Origin of the sequence: Rossellomorea sp. FS2, assembly GCF_047915635.1 — a bacterium.
Lineage (GTDB): Bacteria > Bacillota > Bacilli > Bacillales > Bacillaceae_B > Rossellomorea > Rossellomorea marisflavi_A.
Map to the genome: position 1 here is coordinate 508,299 of NZ_JBLRVS010000001.1, position 13,012 is coordinate 521,310.

The 13,012-nt window shown below is 48.3% G+C and carries 15 protein-coding genes; 13 read left to right on the plus strand and 2 right to left on the minus strand.

The annotated features are described in order from the left end of the window. Positions 1-26: 26 nt before the first annotated feature. The 4 genes from ACNA6I_RS02710 (at position 27) to ACNA6I_RS02725 (ending at position 3,224) form a co-directional block, all read left to right on the plus strand. Positions 27-590 (plus strand): 5-formyltetrahydrofolate cyclo-ligase, encoded by a 564-nt coding sequence (locus ACNA6I_RS02710; RefSeq protein WP_048006092.1) that lies wholly within the window; start codon positions 27-29, stop codon positions 588-590. Then, positions 580-1,365 carry a DUF92 domain-containing protein gene (locus ACNA6I_RS02715; protein WP_416312924.1) on the plus strand — a complete coding sequence of 262 codons (786 nt, stop codon included), beginning with the start codon at positions 580-582 and terminating at the stop codon, positions 1,363-1,365. The genes ACNA6I_RS02710 and ACNA6I_RS02715 overlap by 11 nt, the downstream gene beginning before the upstream one ends. 63 nt (positions 1,366-1,428) lie before the next feature. After that, on the plus strand, positions 1,429-1,605 hold the full coding sequence (locus ACNA6I_RS02720) for a hypothetical protein (RefSeq protein WP_162838943.1): 177 nt from the start codon (positions 1,429-1,431) through the stop codon (positions 1,603-1,605). Positions 1,606-1,709: 104 nt separating this feature from the next. Next, positions 1,710-3,224: a rhomboid family intramembrane serine protease gene (locus ACNA6I_RS02725; protein ID WP_416312925.1), complete on the plus strand. Its 1,515-nt coding sequence runs from the start codon at positions 1,710-1,712 to the stop codon at positions 3,222-3,224. Here the strand turns inward: ACNA6I_RS02725 and ACNA6I_RS02730 are convergent. Continuing rightward, entirely contained in the window at positions 3,221-4,090 is an 870-nt protein-coding gene (locus ACNA6I_RS02730) for a hypothetical protein (RefSeq protein ID WP_156489354.1), read from the minus strand. The genes ACNA6I_RS02725 and ACNA6I_RS02730 overlap by 4 nt on opposite strands. Positions 4,091-4,226: 136 nt before the next feature. Between ACNA6I_RS02730 and ACNA6I_RS02735 the strand changes: the two genes are divergently transcribed. The 8 genes from ACNA6I_RS02735 to ACNA6I_RS02770 all read left to right on the plus strand — a co-directional run bounded on the left by ACNA6I_RS02735 (position 4,227) and on the right by ACNA6I_RS02770 (position 11,941). Beyond that, positions 4,227-5,681, plus strand: coding sequence for a spore germination protein (locus ACNA6I_RS02735; protein ID WP_370295454.1), 1,455 nt, complete (start codon positions 4,227-4,229; stop codon positions 5,679-5,681). Between the two features lie 325 nt (positions 5,682-6,006). Then, entirely contained in the window at positions 6,007-6,213 is a 207-nt protein-coding gene (locus tag ACNA6I_RS02740) for a YqgQ family protein (RefSeq protein ID WP_048006405.1), read from the plus strand. A gap of 6 nt (positions 6,214-6,219) precedes the next feature. After that, complete coding sequence (locus ACNA6I_RS02745) at positions 6,220-7,179, plus strand: ROK family glucokinase (RefSeq protein WP_367257714.1); 960 nt, start codon at positions 6,220-6,222, stop codon at positions 7,177-7,179. Between the two features lie 156 nt (positions 7,180-7,335). Continuing rightward, complete coding sequence (locus ACNA6I_RS02750) at positions 7,336-8,103, plus strand: MerR family transcriptional regulator (protein WP_416312926.1); 768 nt, start codon at positions 7,336-7,338, stop codon at positions 8,101-8,103. Then, positions 8,093-9,127, plus strand: coding sequence for a C45 family autoproteolytic acyltransferase/hydolase (locus ACNA6I_RS02755; RefSeq protein WP_416312927.1), 1,035 nt, complete (start codon positions 8,093-8,095; stop codon positions 9,125-9,127). Before ACNA6I_RS02750 ends, ACNA6I_RS02755 begins: the two co-directional genes overlap by 11 nt. Before the next feature lie 53 nt (positions 9,128-9,180). Beyond that, complete coding sequence (locus tag ACNA6I_RS02760) at positions 9,181-10,374, plus strand: M14 family zinc carboxypeptidase (protein WP_416312928.1); 1,194 nt, start codon at positions 9,181-9,183, stop codon at positions 10,372-10,374. A gap of 158 nt (positions 10,375-10,532) precedes the next feature. Beyond that, positions 10,533-11,627, plus strand: a complete 1,095-nt coding sequence (locus ACNA6I_RS02765) for a hypothetical protein (RefSeq protein ID WP_416312929.1) — start codon at positions 10,533-10,535, stop codon at positions 11,625-11,627. Next, complete coding sequence (locus tag ACNA6I_RS02770) at positions 11,627-11,941, plus strand: MTH1187 family thiamine-binding protein (RefSeq protein ID WP_048006083.1); 315 nt, start codon at positions 11,627-11,629, stop codon at positions 11,939-11,941. The genes ACNA6I_RS02765 and ACNA6I_RS02770 overlap by 1 nt, the downstream gene beginning before the upstream one ends. 43 nt (positions 11,942-11,984) lie before the next feature. Here the strand turns inward: ACNA6I_RS02770 and ACNA6I_RS02775 are convergent, their stop codons facing one another. After that, positions 11,985-12,158: a DUF2759 domain-containing protein gene (locus ACNA6I_RS02775; RefSeq protein WP_048006082.1), complete on the minus strand. Its 174-nt coding sequence runs from the start codon at positions 12,156-12,158 to the stop codon at positions 11,985-11,987. 200 nt (positions 12,159-12,358) lie between these two features. Here ACNA6I_RS02775 and ACNA6I_RS02780 point away from each other — a divergent pair, with 200 nt between their 5' ends. Continuing rightward, on the plus strand, positions 12,359-12,994 hold the full coding sequence (locus ACNA6I_RS02780) for an MBL fold metallo-hydrolase (protein WP_416312930.1): 636 nt from the start codon (positions 12,359-12,361) through the stop codon (positions 12,992-12,994). Positions 12,995-13,012 lie beyond the last annotated feature (18 nt).

The following is a 13,012-nucleotide window of genomic DNA, read 5'->3' on the forward strand; positions in this document are numbered from 1 at the left end:
TACAACATACAGGAAGGAGTGGGACCATGAAGCAAATCATGAGGGAAAGGCAGCTTGAGAAGCTTGCGAACATCCCATTCGCCACGGGGAAACAAAAAGGGTATAGGATCGAACAGAACCTGTTTACTTCCGGCGATTGGACCGGCAGCAGGGTGATTGCCGTCACCGTATCCAAACCACCGGAGATCGATACATGGGGGATCGTGAAACGGGGATGGGAAGAAGGAAAGATCATGGTCGTGCCAAGGTGCCTGCCTAAGACGAGGGGGATGGATTTCTATGCCCTGAACGACTTCGGAGAACTTGAACAAGTCTATTACGGACTCTACGAACCGAGGACGAAAGAGGCTGAACCGATTGCTTTGGATGAGATCGACCTGATGATCGTTCCGGGACTTGCCTTCACTACCGATGGATATCGCCTCGGTTTTGGCGGGGGCTATTACGACCGGATCCTGACGGGATACAAAGGGACGACCATCTCACTGGCTGCAGACGAACAGCTGGTTGCGGAAGTCCCGGTTGAGTCATTTGATCTCCCTGTCCAAAAGATCGTCACAGAATCCGGGATCATCCACTGTGGGGATTGAATTCATCTTCTCATTCATAGGAATCGTGGGGGGAGCAGCGGCGGGATGGAAGTTGAAATTCCTCACTGCTTCGGGTGCTAGAATGGCCTTCTTGGTTGGTTCTTTGATTGTGCTCGGAAGCGGGATTCAAGGCCTGATGCTCCTATTCCTCTTCTTCATCACTTCTTCCTTGTTTTCTGCATTCAGGAAAGAGGAGAAGGCGGGAGTGGAAGAAAAGCTGGCCAAGTCGTCAACCAGGGATTGGGAGCAGGTAGCGGCAAACGGTGGGGTCCCGGCAATCTTTGCCATCCTGGCCCTTTGGACCGGTGACGATGTGTGGACCATGGGATTCGCTGCTGCCATCGCCTCGGCCAATTCCGATACATGGGCTTCTGAAATCGGCCCCCTGTGGAAAGAGGCACCCCGTCACTTCCTCACCTTCAGGAAGGTGGAACGGGGAACCTCAGGCGGGGTTTCCATCCTCGGAACCGGTGCATCAGCCGGGGGAGCCTTACTGATCGCTGGAGCTTCTCTTCTCCTTCTTCCAGGCACCTCCCTGGGGGGAGCGGGAGTGATTGCAGCAGCTGGATTTTTGGGGAGTGTTTTCGATACGGTGATCGGAGGGACGATCCAATCCCGCTCGGTGTGCCCTGAATGCGGACTGGAAACGGAATCCCATGCGCACTGCGGCATGGCTACGGTGCACACAGGGGGAATCCCCTGGATGACCAATGAATTGGTGAATTTCCTTTCCTGTCTCCTTGCCGGCATTTTACCGGTTTTATTTTTCTGGTGAAAAAGAAAAGTTCTGGCATAAGTTCCACCGTATTCATCCAAACTATCATCAGGAGGGATCAAGATGAACGGATGGATGAAATGGTTGATAGCAGGACTCGTCTTATTCATGCTCGTTCCCAATCGCTACAGATTGCTTAACCTCATCCTCGGAAGCAGCTTCCTGAGGAAATGGGCGGTCAGGTGGACGATGGGGATTCCGGCAATACGCTCAAAGTTCATACAGAGTACATTCCGGTAATGCATGGCCCGTATCCAATGGATACGGGCTTTTTCATTTCTTTATTTTCGACTGTCCGGTATAGTATGGGTAACATCTATACTCAATGAAAGTAGTGAAGACGAGTGGATCTGACGAATCACTATCTGTTTTGGAAAATCGTTCATCATCTGGTGGAAAGGAAACAGTACAGACTTATCCATCAATCCGATGAACACGGGGAAGTGTGGCTTGAAAATACGGGGATGAAACAAGCCGGCATCGTCCGCGTCCGGTTGAAGGATCTGGATTTCTTCCGTTGGATGGAGCGGGATATGGAACTAGTCCTTCAGAACGGAGAGAACCTGCGTAAATCACTCCGTAAGCGTAAGCTCAACATCCAAACGATTTATGTATCCACTTATCCTCCTGTGGATGATGGAATGGACACTGTTAGCAGGGGGAATGTGACGGTCACCCCCTTGATTGTCGAGTCCGCCCGCTATAAGGAAACGCTGAGAAACGATCCTGTGCTCGGCGGGGGGGACTGGGATCTGCCTCAGGATATCGGGGACCGTGATGTGGAATGGATGAGAGGGCTTGCCCTCACCTCTGCCAGGAGGCGGATCCAGGAAGAGCAAAGTCTTTTCCAATCGGGGAAACCCTTTTTTACATACCTATTCATCGCTATCCAGGTGGTTATGTTCGGGATTTTGGAACTGAACGGGGGAAGTCACAATACTGAAACCCTCATCCGCTTCGGAGCCAAGTACAAACCGCTCATGCTTGAAGGGGAATGGTGGCGTCTGATCACCCCGGTCTTTCTGCATATCGGCATGATTCATCTCCTTTTCAACAGCGTCGCCCTGTTCTATCTGGGGGGAGCAGTCGAGCGGATTTACGGGAGATTCAGGTTTATCCTGGTCTACGTCGTCGCAGGTATCATGGGATCACTCGGGAGCTTCCTGTTCACCGATACGGTTTCGGCAGGTGCGAGCGGGGCGATCTTCGGATGTTTCGGAGCCCTATTGTATTTCGGCACCGTTCATCCAACGATCTTTTTCCGTACGATGGGCAATAATATCATCGTCGTATTCGCTCTCAATCTCGTCATCGGATTCATTCTCCCGGGAATCGATAACGCCGGGCACCTCGGTGGTGTGGTGGGAGGCTTCATCATGGCAGGTATTGTAGGTGTGCCGAAGTCTGGTAAGAAGATCAGGCAGCTGCTGTTCCTTGCCGTCATGATCATCATCCTTTCCCTGTCCATCAATAGGGGATGGAACGACGATCCACTTAAAATGAGTGTGGACCATGTCAATGCCATGGCTGCGGAAAAGCTTGCCTTAGAGAAATGGGAGGAAGCGGAAGCGCTTTTGAGACCGGTGGCAGAAAAAGGCGATCCCGATGCCATTGTGTATTTTCAACTTTCCTACGCAGAAATCCAACTGAACAAAATGGATCAGGCAGAGGAACACCTCAAAAAGGCCATCCAGGAAGATGAATCCCTTCCGGAAGCCCATTATAATCTTGCCTACATCTTACAAAGTGAAGAGGGGAAAAGGGAAGAAGCCCTCAAACATGCCGAGAGGGCCTACGAACTGTCGGATTCCAATGAGAAATTTAAAGAGCTTTACGACTACCTGAAACAAGAATATTAATAGGAAATCGCCTGGCGAAGGAGCGAAGCCTCACCTTTCTTGTCGATGATCAATACAAGGACTTCCTTGCGGTCTTTTTTTAGAAGGATGAGGGGGATGGTGCTGTCCACTGGATTCAGGATGGCTCCATCCTCTTTTTTTATGCCTATTGCATAATTCTTATAGAGGCCCTCCCATAGATTTCCCGTTACTTTTGCCCACTGGGCAGGGGTGAATCCGGGATAGGGGCGGCTTGAATAAGCGGGGAGTTCTGTCAAGGGAAGGGCGTTATAGTCCCCCGCATTGATCTGCAGCTCTTTCATTCCCTTGGCCCATGAAGTGTCAACGGTCTTTGTGACCAATCGGTCGAGGCTTTTCTTCCATTCGGCCTGCACATCCGTCGTCGGCGTTTTGAATGAGCCCAAGGGACTGAAAGAGGAATCGATGATATAAAGCTGCTCACTGGACATGGTTTGTGCACTTTTGAAGGTGTCTTCCCCTTCATGGATCTCAGCATAGTGATAAGCCACTGCCTGAAGGAGGTTGCTCTCATCATCCTCTACTTTCATTTTCTGGTACAGGCTGGTGGTGTTCGGCTTCCATTTGTTCAATACGCCTTTCAGCTTCCCGTTGCTGAACAGAAGTCCCACATCCTGCCTGAGATAGGCCGGGGTGTCAAGTTCAGAGGCTACAGTCCAGTCCACCACCTGATCTTTCTGTTGAGTGAGGCTAAGGGAGGTCGAGGCTGAGAGGAAGGAGGCGTTCTGGTCAATAGGGAAGAAGATGATGCTCTCCCTTGTCTCGGGCTTGTATAGCAATTGAATCAATAGAATGGCAGATGCCAAGATGATGAGGAACGGCCAAACGTCTTTTATCCGGTTTTTCATGATCATCCACTCCATAAGTTTGTCCCTTCCATCCAATCTATGAAGAGGGAGTCTGGATTATGAGAGGTATGACGGAAGGGGAATGTGTCAAAGATGGTGAGGATAATGTGAAAAATGGGAAGTGAACGCTATGGCCATGCAGGAAAAGAAACCTGTTTCATCTGTAATTGAAGAAAATACAAGTTATTTAAGGGAAGTCCTTGCTGTCGATAAGAGTTTCGATGTCATCCAGCTCGATGTGGAGTACGCCGAAAGGAAAATGGGCCTGTTCATGGTGGACGGCTTTGTAAAAGATGACATCATGCACTATCTGATGAAGCTCCTTTCGGGCCTGGACCCGGAACAGCTCCAGGAAGATGCCCTCCAGAAGCTTTTGAAGACCTATATCCCCTATATCGAAATCGAACAGGTCGATGATTTGAATCAAGTGGTGGATCTTGTACTGGCCGGACCGACGGCACTCGTGGTGGATGGGGTCGATAAAGTCATTATGATCGATGCCAGGACCTACCCTGTAAGGGGACCGCAGGAACCTGATATTGAACGGGTGGTCCGTGGTTCACGCGACGGGTACGTGGAAACGATCGTCTTCAATACGGCATTGACCAGGAGAAGGGTCAGGGACCCATCCCTGAGGATGGAGTACATGCAGGTAGGGAGAAGGAGCAAAACCGACATCGTGGTCAGTTACATCGAAGACATAGCAGATCCTGAACTTGTCCATCGCATCAAGGATGCCCTCTCCAAGATCGACACTGACGGGCTGCCCATGGGTGAGAAGACACTGGAAGAATTCATATCCGGCCGTCACTGGAATCCGTATCCCATGGTGCGCTATACAGAGCGTCCCGATACGGCGGCCGCTCATTTATATGAAGGCCATATCATCATCATGGTGGATGGATCACCGAGCGTCATGATCACTCCCACAACGTTCTGGCATCATCTCCAGCACGCGGAAGAATACCGCAATAAACCGTCCGTGGGGGCATATTTACGATTCGTCAGGTTCATTGCAGTTTGGTGTTCCATTTTCTTATTGCCGCTGTATTACCTGTTCACGATCAATCCTGCTCTCCTGCCCGATTCTCTCTCGTATATAGGGGTGAATGAGTCCGGGGAAGTCCCGTTATTCCTTCAGTTCCTCATGATCGAGGTAGGAATCGACATCCTGAGGATGGCAGCGATCCATACGCCTTCTTCCCTTGCGACGGCACTTGGTCTCGTTGCTGCACTGATGATCGGTCAGGTAGCCGTGGAAGTCGGTCTGTTGGTGAATGAAGTCATCCTTTATCTTGCCATTGCAGCCATCGGCACGTTCTCGACTCCAAGTTATGAGATGAGTCTTGCCAATCGCCTGGTGAGGATCTTCCTGCTGATCATGACCTCCCTGTGGGGAGTCTACGGCTTCATCATCGGGGTCTTCCTATGGCTGATGATGCTGTCCAGGATGAAGTCCTTCGACATTCCCTATATGTGGCCGTTCATCCCCTTCAACTTCAGGGCCTTCAGGGATGTGTTCCTCCGTTCTCCCATGCCTCTTAAGAATCGGAGGCCGCGTTTCCTTCACCCTAAGGACCCGGACCGTTGAGGCTGGGCCAAAACTAAAAAGGGACCCTTTCATGACGAATAATATCAGTGTAGGTTCTTAATACCGCTCATGATTTCCGTTCAAGACTACGCTTTCTGCGGGTAGCCCGTGAGCCGTCTCACATCAGCTGCTCTTCCCGCAGGAGTCTTCGTCTTGTACTCCAATCAACCGCTAAAAACCCGAATGAATTTGTCTGGATGTAGGCAAATCCATTCGGGTTTTACTATGAGTAAAACACTTTTGGCCCAGCCCCTTCTATTTTATTGAGAAGAGGCAGATTTTCATTTATACTTCTAAAAGTGAACATTTGAATCGGGGTGTGGTCATGAAAACAATCTATGATATCCAGCAATTATTGAAACGGTTCGGTACCATCATCTATGTAGGGGATCGTCTTTCAGACCTCGAGCTGATGGAGGGGGAACTAAGGGAGCTTTATGTTTCCAACCTCATCGAACAGAAGGAATTCCAAACGGCCCTGCTGCTGCTCCGCAGTGAAATGGAACGGGAAAAAGATAAACAGGACAGGTGATTCAATATGGTAGATAAATGGCTTGCAGGAGTCGACCTTGGAGGGACGACGACGAAGATCGCGTTCCTGAATGAATGCGGAGAGATCCAGCATAAGTGGGAAATTCCCACGGATAAATCGGAAAGCGGTAAACATATTATCGGCAATATCGCGAAAAGCATCGATGTAAAGCTCAAACAACTCGATGTCACAAAGGAAAAGCTTGTTGGGATCGGCATGGGTGCACCGGGGCCGGTTGAAAAGACAAGGGGAATCATCTATGAAGCCATCAATCTCGGATGGGGTGAACATACACCTCTCAAGGACCTGATTGAAATGGAAACAGGACTGCCGGCGGTCATCGACAATGATGCCAACTGCGCGGCACTAGGCGAAATGTGGAAAGGTGCCGGACACGGAGCCAAAGATCTTGTGTGTATCACACTCGGTACCGGAGTCGGCGGAGGTGTCATCACCAACGGGGAGATTGTTCACGGTGTCAGGGGTGCAGGCGGGGAAATCGGCCATATCACCGTTGTTCCGAAAGACGGCTATTCATGTAACTGTGGCAAGACCGGTTGTCTTGAAACCGTCGCATCCGCAACAGGTGTCGTCAGGGTCGCCCATGAGAAACTCCAGTCATCCACAGAATCCTCTGTGCTACGTGACCTGGAGTCCCTAGGATCAAAGCAGATTTTCGATGCCGCAAGAGAAGGGGACAGCCTTGCTCTGAAGATCGTAGATCAGCTTGCCTATTATTTAGGTTTGAGTTTGGCGAATCTCGGAAACGCCGTCAATCCGGAGAAGATTGTCATCGGTGGTGGCGTTTCAAAAGCGGGAAAAACCCTTCTGGATCCCGTAATGAATTATTTCAAACGGTTTGCTTTCCCGAAGGTGCGAACGTCTACTGACATCGATATTGCAACACTTGAAAATGATGCAGGGGTGATCGGGGCCGCCTGGCTTGTCAAAAACGCCCTACATTAAGAACTTGAACATCCGGCCGTCTGGTCGGATGTTTTTTTAATACAGTACCAGATCACTTACATGGGGATCTCATTCTTTTGTGAAAAAAGGTAAATAAAAAGAATTGACCTTCAACCTACATGAAGCTGTATCATATGAATTGGAAGGGGTGACGGGATGTCTTTAATGGGGATAAAAGAATTTTCACAAAGAACGGGTATCTCAAAGAGTGCTCTTCGCTTTTATGAGACAAAAGAGCTCCTCACACCAATGAAGAAAAATGCAAAGGGATACCGTTTTTATTGTCAAGAACAAGTAAAAGAGGCTCGTATGATCGCAAACTTGAGGCTGGCTGAAGTACCACTGGAAAATATCAAACAGTGGCAGGGAATCCAGGAGCCGAGTAGAAGGGAGGACTATCTCGACAGCCTTCTTCAAACTATACAAAAAAGGGTGAAAATCCTTGAAAATAGTATTCGGTTTCTTAAAGGGGATTTTCAAGACGTTTCATTAATTGAAAAGGCACCAGATACGATCCTTTGGTATAAAGAAACAGCAAATGTTGGTAAATTCGGCCCGCTATTTCGAGAAAGATTGAGAGAATTTCAAAAGTTGGATGTTCCTGTTCATGCACTGTACTTGAAATATATATCAGGAGAAAGCCTTGTCCATGCCCACATTGGATTCGGTATACAAGCATGTACAGGAATTGATATTCCACATAATGTAAATGTGGAAACCATGCAAGGGGGCCTATGTATCGCGTTACCAGTGAGTATTGCTGAAGAGCAAATCAAACAGCATTATAATCAACTTTTGGAGTACGCATCGCAAAACCAATGGTATCCTGCAGGGCCAATCATAGAGTGGTATAGAGGACCAAGTTTTTCACAGCATGATTTGCTTTTGCCAGTCGTTAATTGGAGGGGAGAAAATGAGGGGTGAAGAGGTTTTAAAAGTAAGTGTCCTCAACATAGTCGGAACTGATTTTCAAAAGGGTAGGCAAATGGGGAGGGAGTTTAAGAAGACATCAACTTGCACCGAAATTGAAGCTATAAAGGCATTTGGTAACGGTGTTGATGCAGAAAAGGCTAGGTCAGCACTGAGTGAATTTGTTCCACACCTTTTGGAGGAAATGGCGGGCTTTGGGGAAGGAATGGATTGGGAACTGGAATCGGTACTTAAATCATTCAGCGGTTTTGATATTGAACTGCCGCCAATGGGGTGTACAGCCCTGGTAGACCATTCAGGAAAATACTATAGGAACTACGATTTTCACCATAAGCTTTATGATGGCAGGATTTTTATCAATCATTCTGAAGATCATTATACATCGATTGGATTCAGTCAGCACCGGCTAGGTAGATTGGATGGCATGAATGAAAAGGGTTTAGTGGTGGGACTTCATTTTGTAAACAGCGAGCGTGGAGGAATAGGTTTTGTGGCACCCATCATAGTACGGATGTTATTGGATTTGTGTTCGAATCTGGATGAAGCATGCGAATTTCTTCAGGTTCTGCCTCATAAATACTGTTACAACTATTCCATGACAGATGCTTCAGGGAAATCCATCATAGTCGAAACTAGCCCTCAAGGGTGCAATGCCATAAAGGAATCACCCCTTGCGTGTACAAATCATTTTAGATCAGAAGTGATGCGAGGATGGAACCGACAAAACATTATAGGCTCAATGAATCGGTGGCATTATGCTAATCAACTCTTGGAGCCTTTCCTTAAACCTCGCGAAATGTTTCAGCATTTCAATCAACCAACCTCACCTTTGTTTTTCAAAGATTACAACCACTTCTTTGGTACTCTGCATTCTGTAGTGTACTCTCCTAAGGAGCTAACCGCTACTATTAGTATCGGTGCCAAGTGTGAACCTAGAATCCTTTCTCTTGAAAAGATCATCACAGATCAGACCCTCCCTTTTACAGAAATAAATGGTGTACTTGAACCAGGTGAATAGAACCTCCCTCCACATCATATGAGTATAGAAAGGCATAAAATGGGAGGAGTCTCATGAAAGTAAAGGCAAGGAAAGGTGATTCCCTGTCGTACTATGCAAGCCTGTTTCATATTCCTATCGAACTGCTCGTTGATTCAAATCCCGAACTCGCCCCCGATCATCTTGATTCAGACGAGATGGTGGAGGTGCCTGGTTTCATCAAGGAGGCCTGCATGGTCCGGGAGGAGGACACCCTTTGGGGGCTGGCGGGTGACCGCAATATCGGTGTAGATGCCTTGTTACTGATCAATGAGAACAGCGATCCCAATGAAGTCGTGCCTGGTGTAGAGCTATTCCTCCCGAGGCGCGTGGTCACGCCCATTGTGAATGGGAAGCAGCCTTACGATTCCGTGAGCTTTCAGAAAGATATGACCATCTTACAGGAGATTTATCCATTTATCAGGGTGACCGCAATCGGGAAAAGTGTACTCGGAAAAGATCTGATGGAATGCAAGATCGGGCGCGGTGCGAGGAAGGTCCACATGAACGGTTCTTTCCACGGGAACGAATGGATTACAAGTGCAGTTCTAATGACCTTCCTGAACGACTATCTCCTTTCCTTGACGAATTCCAAAGATTTGAGGGGAATCCCCATCCTGCCCCTATATCGGACGGTGTCCCTCTCCCTGGTTCCGATGGTCAATCCGGATGGGGTTGATCTTGTACTGAATGGTCCACCTGATGGGATGGCTGAGGAATTGATCGAATTGAATGGAGGTCGGGTCGAATTTACCGGATGGAAAGCGAACATCCGGGGGATCGATTTGAATAAACAGTTTCCTGCGCGCTGGGAATTCGAGAAGCGGCGCATGGAAGTGAACGTACCGGGTCCCCGTGATTTTACAGGACACCTGCCTATATCCGAGCCGGAGTCCAAGGCCATGGAACAGCTCGCCAGAAAGGAACGGTTTCAAAGGCTGATCTCCGTCCATACCCAGGGTAAGGAGTTCTACTGGGGATATGAAGGGCTAGAGTCAAAAGAGTCCGAGCGACTCGCTGGAGAAATAAATAGGGCAAGTGGATATGCATCGATCCGCTATGTAGACAGCTATGCAGGTTTCAAGGATTGGTACATCCAAGAATTCCAGCAAACAGGTATCACATTGGAGCTTGGCAAGGGGATCAATCCACTCCCTCTCTCTCAATTCGATACCATATACAGGGATACGCTTGGGATCTATCTCATTATGCTATATAAATGGTGGTGACCCCCTTCGCTATAGGAGAAAAATGGAGTATGATAAGAATAGGAACGTTGATCGGCGTTTTATAGATGGCCTCCTGAGCCATCTTTTTTTTATTTTTTTGAAACGTTTCCCAATGTGGGACGTACTAATAGAGAAAGCAGTTGAAGGGAGAGGGGTCAGTGTGGAATAAAGCCGCAATTGCAGGTGGCATCATCGGGATCATGGCGATTCTATCGGCATGCACTTCTTCCGAAGGGGTGAAAGCCCCTCATAAGGAGCCTGAAAAAAGCATCATAGCAGAAAACCTTGAAGAAGAAGGATTTGTGGAAAACGTCGGATGGCTCACGGATTCCGAAATCCTGACGGTGGCCACGAAGGATGAAACCACCCGCTTATATAAATATAACATCTATACCGGTTCTCAAAAGACGATTTTCGAGACCGGCTCATCGTATGTCACTTCCAGTATCTCTCCTGATAAAAAAAGCATTTATGTCCAGACCTCTCCTGGTTCTTATCTAGCAACGGTCACCTATATCGATCCTGATGGACACTCTATATTCGAGCAGGATATCCCATCCTATGATATCTCTTTCGCATGGAATGAATTCTCTCCTGGGGAAATGCTCCTCACAAGCTTTGCCGAGGATTGGAGCTTCGAGGTCTCCCTGGTGGATATCAACAGTAAGAATGTGAGCACCCTTGATACGGATCAACCTTTCGTGCAGTGGAAATCGGATGATTCCGTCATCTTCCAGGATTGGCCAAAAGAAGACATCGCCCTCGCCGCTCCCCTGGTGGAGAAATCCTTGCTCGATGGAAAGCGGACGATGATTGCAGAGGATCTGATCCATTTCAATCAATTTTCCGATTCCCTCATGACGATCAAGGCGACAGATGAAAAAGGAATCTTTCAGTACCGTTTCCTTTCTACAGAAGGGGACGAGCAATCGACCTTTACCCAATCGCTTCTGAGTCGCTATTCCGACTGGCTGGTCCCATACTATGATATGATAGAAGGGAAAGGTCGCTTTCTTACGTTCGCTGCGAACGGGAAGGGGGCCGCAGATACAGATACAGACGGCTTCTCGTTGAAGGAGTGGGATGTTTTCAGTGGTAAGGAGAAGGTATTGTTCACCGATCTCCCTCTTGAGCCACTGACCTGCGCTCCGAAGGGGAATGCCTGCTTGTACGGGAACCAGCTGGAGAAAGTCATCTCCCTGGTTAATCGCAATATCATCCATCTACTCAGTGTGAAAGGAGCACAACTATAATGGCCATCGTAGACGTCACGGTCATCCCCATCGGTACTGAATCGCCAAGCGTCAGTTCCTATGTGGCAGACCTTCAGAGAATCTTGAAGCAATATGAAGCGGAGGGTAAAATCCGTTATCAGCTGACCCCGATGAATACCATCATTGAGGGAGAGCTCCCTGTCCTGTTCCAAGTGATCCAGGATATCCATGAATCACCGTTTCAACAGGGGATTCAACGTGTTGCAACGAATATACGCATTGATGACCGGCGCGATAAGGTCTCGACCATGGAAGGCAAGCTTTCTGCCGTCCAGAAAAAGTTGGACTCATGATCAAAAAAAGCCTCGTTCAGCTGAACGAGGCTTTTTCCTTAGATCAATGTCCTCCAGGATAACCGGAGTGAAGGACGGTCATGACCGTGAACCACCCAAATACCCCTAATGTGGCAAGGGAAAAGAAGATCCCAAGGGCGTTTTTATTCTTAAACGTACTAACGACGGCGAATAATGCCAAAAGTGTAACCAATGCTGTGATGATGACAAGACCCATTAATCCTACCCCTTTCCGTTCGGTTTAACGCTTTCATAATACCACAAAATATGTACAAATATGCACGCATTTACATTTTATATTTTTTTGCTTCGTTTGTCGAGGTCAAAAAATTGACTTTTTTGATTCGACAGAATCTTTCTATGACGGGAGTGCTTCTGATACAATGAAGCATACGACGTAGAAGGAGGTGATGACATATGGAATGGAAACAAATTCCGCTCGGCCCGCTTCAAACAAACTGCTATGTTTTTTGGAACGATGAAAAAGACTGCTTGATCTTCGATACGGGAGGGAACGCCGATACCCTGATCCGCTGGTTGGAAAAAGAGGGCCTCACTCCGGTGGCCATCTTACTGACTCATGCCCATTTCGATCATATCGGGGCAGTGGATGATGTGCGTGATCGCTTCGGCATACCGGTCTATGTACACGAAAAGGAAGCACAGTGGTTGATCGACCCTTCCTTGAATGGATCGGTCCTGTTCATGATGGAAGACAAGATAAGCGCGAGAGCAGCGGATTACATATTGACTGATGAGCAGAGCTTGGTGATCGGCTCCTTTCATTTGAACCTGTTCCACACGCCGGGACATTCTCCGGGAAGCATCTCCTACTATATGAGGGATGCGCAAATCGTGGTGGCAGGTGACACTCTCTTCATGGGAAGCATCGGGAGGTCAGATCTACCCGGCGGGGACCCTCAACAGCTCCTAGCCAGCATCCACGACCATCTGCTGACATTGCCTGAAGAAACGATCGTCCTGCCTGGCCACGGACCGGAAACGAGCATCGGTCATGAAATGGATGGGAATCCCTTTCTCAATGGATATTAAAAAAAAGCCTTTAGCATT

Bases quoted from the DNA above. Each gene is read 5' to 3' on its own strand.
- ACNA6I_RS02745 (WP_367257714.1), top strand. From the start codon at position 6,220: ATGGTAGATAAATGGCTTGCAGGAGTCGACCTTGGAGGGACGACGACG.
- ACNA6I_RS02710 (WP_048006092.1), top strand. From the start codon at position 27: ATGAAGCAAATCATGAGGGAAAGGCAGCTTGAGAAGCTTGCGAACATC.
- ACNA6I_RS02780 (WP_416312930.1), top strand. From the start codon at position 12,359: ATGGAATGGAAACAAATTCCGCTCGGCCCGCTTCAAACAAACTGCTAT.
- ACNA6I_RS02720 (WP_162838943.1), top strand. From the start codon at position 1,429: ATGAACGGATGGATGAAATGGTTGATAGCAGGACTCGTCTTATTCATG.
- ACNA6I_RS02755 (WP_416312927.1), top strand. From the start codon at position 8,093: ATGAGGGGTGAAGAGGTTTTAAAAGTAAGTGTCCTCAACATAGTCGGA.
- ACNA6I_RS02760 (WP_416312928.1), top strand. From the start codon at position 9,181: ATGAAAGTAAAGGCAAGGAAAGGTGATTCCCTGTCGTACTATGCAAGC.
- ACNA6I_RS02770 (WP_048006083.1), top strand. From the start codon at position 11,627: ATGGCCATCGTAGACGTCACGGTCATCCCCATCGGTACTGAATCGCCA.
- ACNA6I_RS02730 (WP_156489354.1), bottom strand. From the start codon at position 4,090: ATGAAAAACCGGATAAAAGACGTTTGGCCGTTCCTCATCATCTTGGCA.
- ACNA6I_RS02775 (WP_048006082.1), bottom strand. From the start codon at position 12,158: ATGGGTCTTGTCATCATCACAGCATTGGTTACACTTTTGGCATTATTC.
- ACNA6I_RS02750 (WP_416312926.1), top strand. From the start codon at position 7,336: ATGTCTTTAATGGGGATAAAAGAATTTTCACAAAGAACGGGTATCTCA.
- ACNA6I_RS02740 (WP_048006405.1), top strand. From the start codon at position 6,007: ATGAAAACAATCTATGATATCCAGCAATTATTGAAACGGTTCGGTACC.
- ACNA6I_RS02735 (WP_370295454.1), top strand. From the start codon at position 4,227: ATGCAGGAAAAGAAACCTGTTTCATCTGTAATTGAAGAAAATACAAGT.